Genomic DNA, 6126 nt, shown 5'->3' on the forward strand with positions numbered 1-6126 from the left:
AGTCGCTCATCAGGCCCGCCGGTTGGCGGCGGTGGTGGCCAGAACGGTCAGCGCGGTCCGCGCCGTCCGATCCACGGGTGCGGCGTCGAGCGCGGCCAGCGCGTCGCTCACCCGCTCGGCGATCATCCGCTCCACCCGTGCCACCGCGCCGGTCTCGGCCACCAGTTCGGCGAGCCGGTCGACCGGTTCGTCGCCAGCCCGCTCCAACGCGCTCAGCTGGGCCGGCGTGGCCAGTTCCCGAGCCAGCATGAGCAGCGCGGTCGGCTTACCGGTGCGCAGGTCGTCACCGGCCGGCTTGCCGGTGGCGGCTGGATCGCCGTAGACGCCGAGCAGGTCGTCGCGGAGCTGGAAGGCCTCGCCGACGGCCAGGCCGTAGCGGGTGTACGCGGAGACCAGTGGATCGTTGGCGGGCACCCCGGCCAGGCAGGCACCGAAGAGCAGTGGGTGCTGGACGGTGTAGCTGGCGGTCTTGTAGCGGGCCACCCGCAGCGCCCGGTCGACCGACCAGCTGGCCGGATCGTTCTCGCCGAGCACGTCGAGATATTGCCCGGCGACCGTCTCCACCCGCATCTGGTCGTAGCAGCGGCGCACCTCAAACAGTCGGGCCGGTGGCACGGTGGCGTACGCCAGCAACTGATCGGCCCAGACCATGCAGAGGTCGCCGATGAGCACGGCGACGGCCTCGCCGAACCGCCCGGGATCACCGCGGTGGCCAGCCTGGACGTGCTGGTCGGCGAGGGCGACGTGTGCGGTGGGCCGGCCGCGGCGGGTGGTGGAGGCGTCCATCACGTCGTCGTGCACCAGGGCGAAGGTGTGCAGCAACTCCAGCGCGGCCAGCGCGGGCAGCACGGGTGACAGGGCCTCGGCGCCGCCGACCGCCCCGCGCCAGCCCCAGTAGGCGAACGTGGGCCGGATCCGCTTACCACCGACCAGGACGGCCTCTCGCGCGGAGGCAGCGAAGGCGCCCATCGAGGCGTCGATCTCGCTCAGGGAGTCGACCTCGGTGGCGAGGAAGGCCGTCAGGGTCTCGTCGACCGCCGTGACCAGTTCATGGGTGTACGCGGCCAGAACGGCCTGGACCGGATCGTCCCGGTCGACAGGCTCTGCCGCCGCCACACGAGTCGCATTGTCCGCAACTGCGTCGTTGGCCATGCGGCTGAGCGTACCCTAGGCTACGAGTTGCGTCGATTGGTGCGTCGATAAATGAGGGAGGGCCGGTGGAAACTGATCTCACCGCTGCCTATGACCGGTGCCGTGAGCTGCACAAACGTCACGGCCGCACCTACTATCTCGCCACCCGACTGCTGCCCGCATGGAAACGGCGACATGTGCACGCCCTCTACGGGTTCACCCGCTACGCCGACGAGATCGTCGACCGCACCGAGGACCTGCCGCCGGCCGAGCGGGCCGCCCGCCTCGACGACTGGGCCAGCCAGTTCATGGGTGGCCTGCGTGGAGCCGCCGTCGACGACCCGCTGTTGCCGGCCGTGCTGCACACGATCGCCGTCTTCGATCTCGACCGGGACGACTTTGCGTCGTTTCTGAAGAGCATGGCGATGGATCTGACCGTCACCGCGTACCCGACCTACGACCACCTGCTCGACTACATGGAGGGCTCGGCGGCGGTCATCGGCACCATGATGCTGCCGATCCTGGGCACCTCCGACCCGGTGGCGGCACGGGAGCCGGCGCGACAGCTCGGCTTCGCCTTCCAACTCACCAACTTCATCCGGGACGTCGCGGAGGACCTCGACCGGGGGCGCACCTACCTGCCGGACGAGGACCTGGCGAAGTTCGGCGTCACCCGCGACGAGCTGGCCGAGGCCCGCGCCCGGGGCCGCGGCACGCCCCAGACCCGTGAGCTGATCGAGTACGAGGTGACCCGCGCCCAGGCCCACTACGCGGCCGCCGCGCCGGGCATCACCATGCTGGCGCCGGCCTCGCAGGCCTGCATGCGCACCGCGTACGCCCTCTACGGCGGCATCCTCGACGAGGTCGCCGCGCAGGACTACGACGTCTTTGCCCGGCGCGCCCTGGTGCCGCAGCGGCGACGGATGGCGGTGGCCGCGCGCGCTCTGCTCACCCCGAGCGGTACGCCGGTCACCATCCCCGGGCCGACGGTCCACCCGGAGGCCCGGTGACCGCCGGCACCGCCATCGTGCTCCTCACCCGCGACCTGCGGGTGCACGACCACCCGGCGCTGGCCACCACCTGCGCGGCCTTCGACCGGGTGGTACCGCTGTACGTGCTCGACCCGGAGTTGGCCGACCTGTCGGCCAACCGCACCCGGTTCCTGCACCAGGCCCTCGCCGACCTGCGCGCCGAGCTGCGCGAGCGCGGCGGCGACCTGGTGGTACGCCACGGTGACCCGGTAGCCGAGGCGATCCGGCTGGCCGGCGAGGTCGATGCCTCGGCCGTCGCGCTCTCCGCCGACGTCAGCCACCACGCCCGCCGTCGGGAGCGGCGACTACGCGCGGAGTGCGAGCGGCACCGGCTGCACCTCCGACTGTTCCCCGGACTGACCGTGGTCGAGCCGGGTGCCCTACGGCCCGGTGGTGGTGGCGACCACTACCGGGTGTTCAGCCCCTACCACCGGGCCTGGGCGGCCAACCAGTGGCGCGAGGAGTTGGCCGCGCCGCGCCGGGTGACGCTGCCGAGCGGTGTGCGGGTGGGCAGCCTGCCGAAACCGCCGGCCGGGGACTCGCCAGACGCGGCGGTCGGCGGCGAGCGGGTCGCCCGGCAGCGGCTCACCGACTGGCTGCCCGACCTGGACCGCTACGGCGACCAGCACGACGACATGGCCGGCGACGACACCTCCCGACTCAGCCCGTACCTGCGCTTCGGCTGCGTGTCCCCGCTGGCGGTGGCCAACCGCGCCGGGGACACCTCCGGGCCGTTCGTTCGGCAGATCTGCTGGCGGGACTTCTACTACCAGGTCACCGCCGCCTTTCCGCAGATCTCGACCGCGGCGTACCGGCGGGGTGCCACCGAGCAGTGGCGCTACGACGACGACGCGTTGGCGGCCTGGGCCGAGGGACGGACCGGGATGCCGATCGTCGACGCCGGGATGCGGCAGATGCGCGCGCAGGGCTGGATGCACAACCGCGCCCGGTTGATCACCGCCGGCTACCTGACCAAGCACCTCGGGCAGGACTGGCGTGCGGGGGTGGGGGTGTTCTTCCGCTGGCTGCTGGACGGGGACGTGGCAAACAACTCCGGCAACTGGCAGTGGGTGGCCGGCACCGGCAACGACACCAAGCCGTACCGGGGGTTCAACCCCGTCCGGCAGGCCGAGCGGTACGACCCGGACGGCGACTACGTGCGCCGGTGGGTGCCGGAGCTGGCGACGGTGCAGGGCAAGGCCATCCACCAACCGTGGCGCCTGCCCGAGGCGCTGCGCCAGACGCTCGACTATCCGCCGCCGCTCTCGGTGCCGGGCACCGACCCGGTCTGGCTGCGCTGATCAGAGGCAGGAGTGCAACACCTCGGCCAGTTCGTCGACCCGGTCGTGCTCGGCGAGGTGCGCCGTGGCGTACGCGAGGACGTAACCGCGCTGCGGGTCGGCCCACGCGCTGCTGCCGCCGATGCCGCCCATGCCCCAACTGCCGTCCGGCTCCCACTGCATGCCGAGGGTCCAGTGGGCCTGGCGGTCCAGCACCAGGTCCGGCCCGTCGTACTGCACCCCGGTCGCCTCCGCCACCAGTTCCGGGCTGAACAGCCGGACGCCGTCCAGGACGCCACCGGCCAGCAGACCGGCGTAGAGCCGGGCCAGGCCGGCCGCGGTGGCGTGCAGGTTGACCGCGGGCATCTCGGCGCTCCGCCACAGCGGGCTGTTCAGCACGGCCACGTCCAGTCCACCGGCCGGGTTGCCCAGCGCCCGCGCCCGCAGCGAGCCGGGCTCGCCGAGCTTCCGACCCGGCCACCCCGCGTCGCCGTAGCGCATCTCGGCGCAGCGCCGCTGGGCCGCCTCGGCCAGCCCGAAACCGAGGTCGAGCCGCCACGGGCCAGCGATCTCCTCGGCCAGGAACCGGCCCACCGACCGCCCGTCGACGCGGCGAATCAACTCGCCCACCAGGTGCCCGTACGTCCAGGCGTGCTCGCCGGCCACCGAGCCCGGCGGCCACTCGGGGTCGGCGGCGGCCAGGTCGCCGGCGAGCAGCGCCCAGTCGGCGATCGCGGCGGCCGGCCGGGGCACCGGAAAGGCCGGCAGCCCGGCGGTGTGCGACAGCACCTGACGCACGGTGGCGGGGGTGCGAAACTCCGGCCAGTACCGCTCGACGGGCGAGTCGAGGTCGACCCGCTCCCGGTCGACGAGCATCAGCAGGCAGAGCGCGGCCACCGGCTTGCCGACCGAGTAGACATTGACCAGCGTGTCCGTCCGCCACTGTTCGGCGTCGGGTCCGGCGCCGGTGCGGAAACCGCCGACCAGGTCGACGACCGGCTGTCCGTCGTAGGAGATGGTCAGGCCGGCACCGGTCTCCCGGCCGGCGGTGAACAGGTCGTGGAAACAGTCCCGGACCGGAGCGAAGCGTGCGTGCATCCCGACACCGTAGGCGCCCCGGACCGGTGAGTGTGCCGACTTTTCGCCCACCCCGGTGGTCGCGGTGGTGTCGCTGAGGGATGCTGTTCCGGTGGCGGAGCCGGAGCTGGTGGACGTGGTCGTGGTGGGACTCGGGGTCGGTGGCGAGGAGGTCGCCGGGCGACTCGCCGAGGCCGGCCTGAGTGTCGTCGGCATCGAGCGGGACCTGGTCGGTGGTGAGTGCCCGTACTGGGGCTGCATCCCGAGCAAGATGATGATCAGGGCCGCCAACGCGCTCGCCGAGGCCCGCCGGGTCGACGGGCTGGCCGGAACGGCGCAGGTCCAACCGGACTGGGCGCCGGTCGCCAGGCGGATCCGCGAGGAGGCCACCGACACCTGGGACGACACTGTCGCGGCGCAGCGGTTCGTCGGCAAGGGCGGCCGGCTCGTGCGCGGCAGCGGCCGGTTCGACGGCCCGCGCCGGGTCCGCGTCGGTGACCAGGTGTTCGAGGCCCGGCACGGGGTCGTGTTGGGCACCGGCACCCGTCCGTCGGTGCCGCCGATCGACGGTCTGGCCGACACCCCGTACTGGACCAACCACCAGGCGATCGAGGCCGACCAACTGCCGGAGTCGCTGCTGGTGCTCGGCGGCGGCGCGATCGGCCTGGAACTCGCCCAGGTCTTCGCCCGCTTCGGGGTGCGGGTCACCGTGGTGGAGGCACTCGACCGGGTGCTGGCCGTCGAGGAGCCGGAGGCGTCCGAGGTCGCCGCCGCGGCGCTGCGCGCCGACGGCGTGGAGATCCACACCGGGGTACGCGCCGAGCGGGTCGAGCACGACGGCACCCGGTTCACCTTGAGCGGTGGCGGCGGCACGGAGTTCAGCGCCGACCGGCTGCTGGTGGTCACCGGGCGCAAGGCGCACCTGGAGGAACTCGGGTTGGACACGATCGGCGTGGACGCCAGCCAGCGGTACCTGCCGGTCGACGACCGTCTGCACGTCACCGACCAGGTCTGGGCGGTCGGCGACCTGACCGGTGAGGGCGCCTTCACCCACATCGCCATGTACCAGGCGGGGATCGTGATCGCCGACATCCTGGCCCGCGCCCGACAGGCGGCGGCGGGGGCGGACGCCAGCGGCACCTCAAGCGTGGTCGGTGGCGCGATGGGGGCGTCCAGCGCGCTTGCCGCCAGCGGGTCGAGCGGGTCGGCCGGCACCGTTCCGCGAGCCGACTACCGTGCGCTGCCCCGGGTGACCTTCACCGATCCCGAGGTGGGCGCGGTCGGGCTCACCGAGCGGCAGGCCCGCGACCGGGGCATCAACGTGCAGGTCGGTTTCACGAAGCTCGGCAGCTCGACGCGGGGTTGGATCCACCGGGTCGGCGACGACGGTTTCATCAAGCTCGTCGCGGACGCCGACCAGGGGGTGCTGATCGGGGCGACGTCGGTCGGTCCGGCCGGCGGCGAGGTGCTCTCCGCACTGGTGGTGGCGGTGCACGCGGCGGTGCCGCTGAGCCAGCTCCGCCACATGATCTACGCCTACCCGACCTTCCACCGGGCCATCGAGACCGCGCTACGCGACCTGTCCTGACCGCCCGCGAAGCGGCGTG

The 6126-nt window shown here is 72.9% G+C and carries 5 protein-coding genes; 3 read left to right on the plus strand and 2 right to left on the minus strand.

Annotation, left to right across the window (positions count from 1 at the left end; all coding sequences use genetic code 11):
* Positions 1 to 9: 9 nt before the first annotated feature.
* Entirely contained in the window at positions 10 to 1152 is a 1143-nt protein-coding gene (locus ACFYPM_RS00420) for a polyprenyl synthetase family protein (RefSeq protein ID WP_387189642.1), read from the minus strand.
* 65 nt (positions 1153 to 1217) lie between these two features.
* On the opposite strand from ACFYPM_RS00420, the gene ACFYPM_RS00425 reads away from it, so the two are divergent.
* Both ACFYPM_RS00425 and ACFYPM_RS00430 read left to right on the plus strand, forming a co-directional pair.
* Positions 1218 to 2141, plus strand: coding sequence for a phytoene/squalene synthase family protein (locus tag ACFYPM_RS00425; protein ID WP_387189644.1), 924 nt, complete (start codon positions 1218 to 1220; stop codon positions 2139 to 2141).
* Complete coding sequence (locus ACFYPM_RS00430) at positions 2138 to 3463, plus strand: cryptochrome/photolyase family protein (RefSeq protein WP_387189646.1); 1326 nt, start codon at positions 2138 to 2140, stop codon at positions 3461 to 3463. The genes ACFYPM_RS00425 and ACFYPM_RS00430 overlap by 4 nt, the downstream gene beginning before the upstream one ends.
* On the opposite strand, the gene ACFYPM_RS00435 is transcribed toward ACFYPM_RS00430, so the two are convergent.
* Positions 3464 to 4540 (minus strand): serine hydrolase domain-containing protein, encoded by a 1077-nt coding sequence (locus ACFYPM_RS00435; protein ID WP_387189648.1) that lies wholly within the window; start codon positions 4538 to 4540, stop codon positions 3464 to 3466.
* A 91-nt stretch (positions 4541 to 4631) separates the two neighbouring features.
* Between ACFYPM_RS00435 and ACFYPM_RS00440 the strand changes: the two genes are divergently transcribed.
* Positions 4632 to 6107, plus strand: a complete 1476-nt coding sequence (locus ACFYPM_RS00440; protein ID WP_387189651.1) for a dihydrolipoyl dehydrogenase family protein — start codon at positions 4632 to 4634, stop codon at positions 6105 to 6107.
* Positions 6108 to 6126: the final 19 nt, after the last annotated feature.

The organism is Micromonospora sp. NPDC005203, from assembly GCF_042872705.1.
Lineage (GTDB): Bacteria > Actinomycetota > Actinomycetes > Mycobacteriales > Micromonosporaceae > Micromonospora.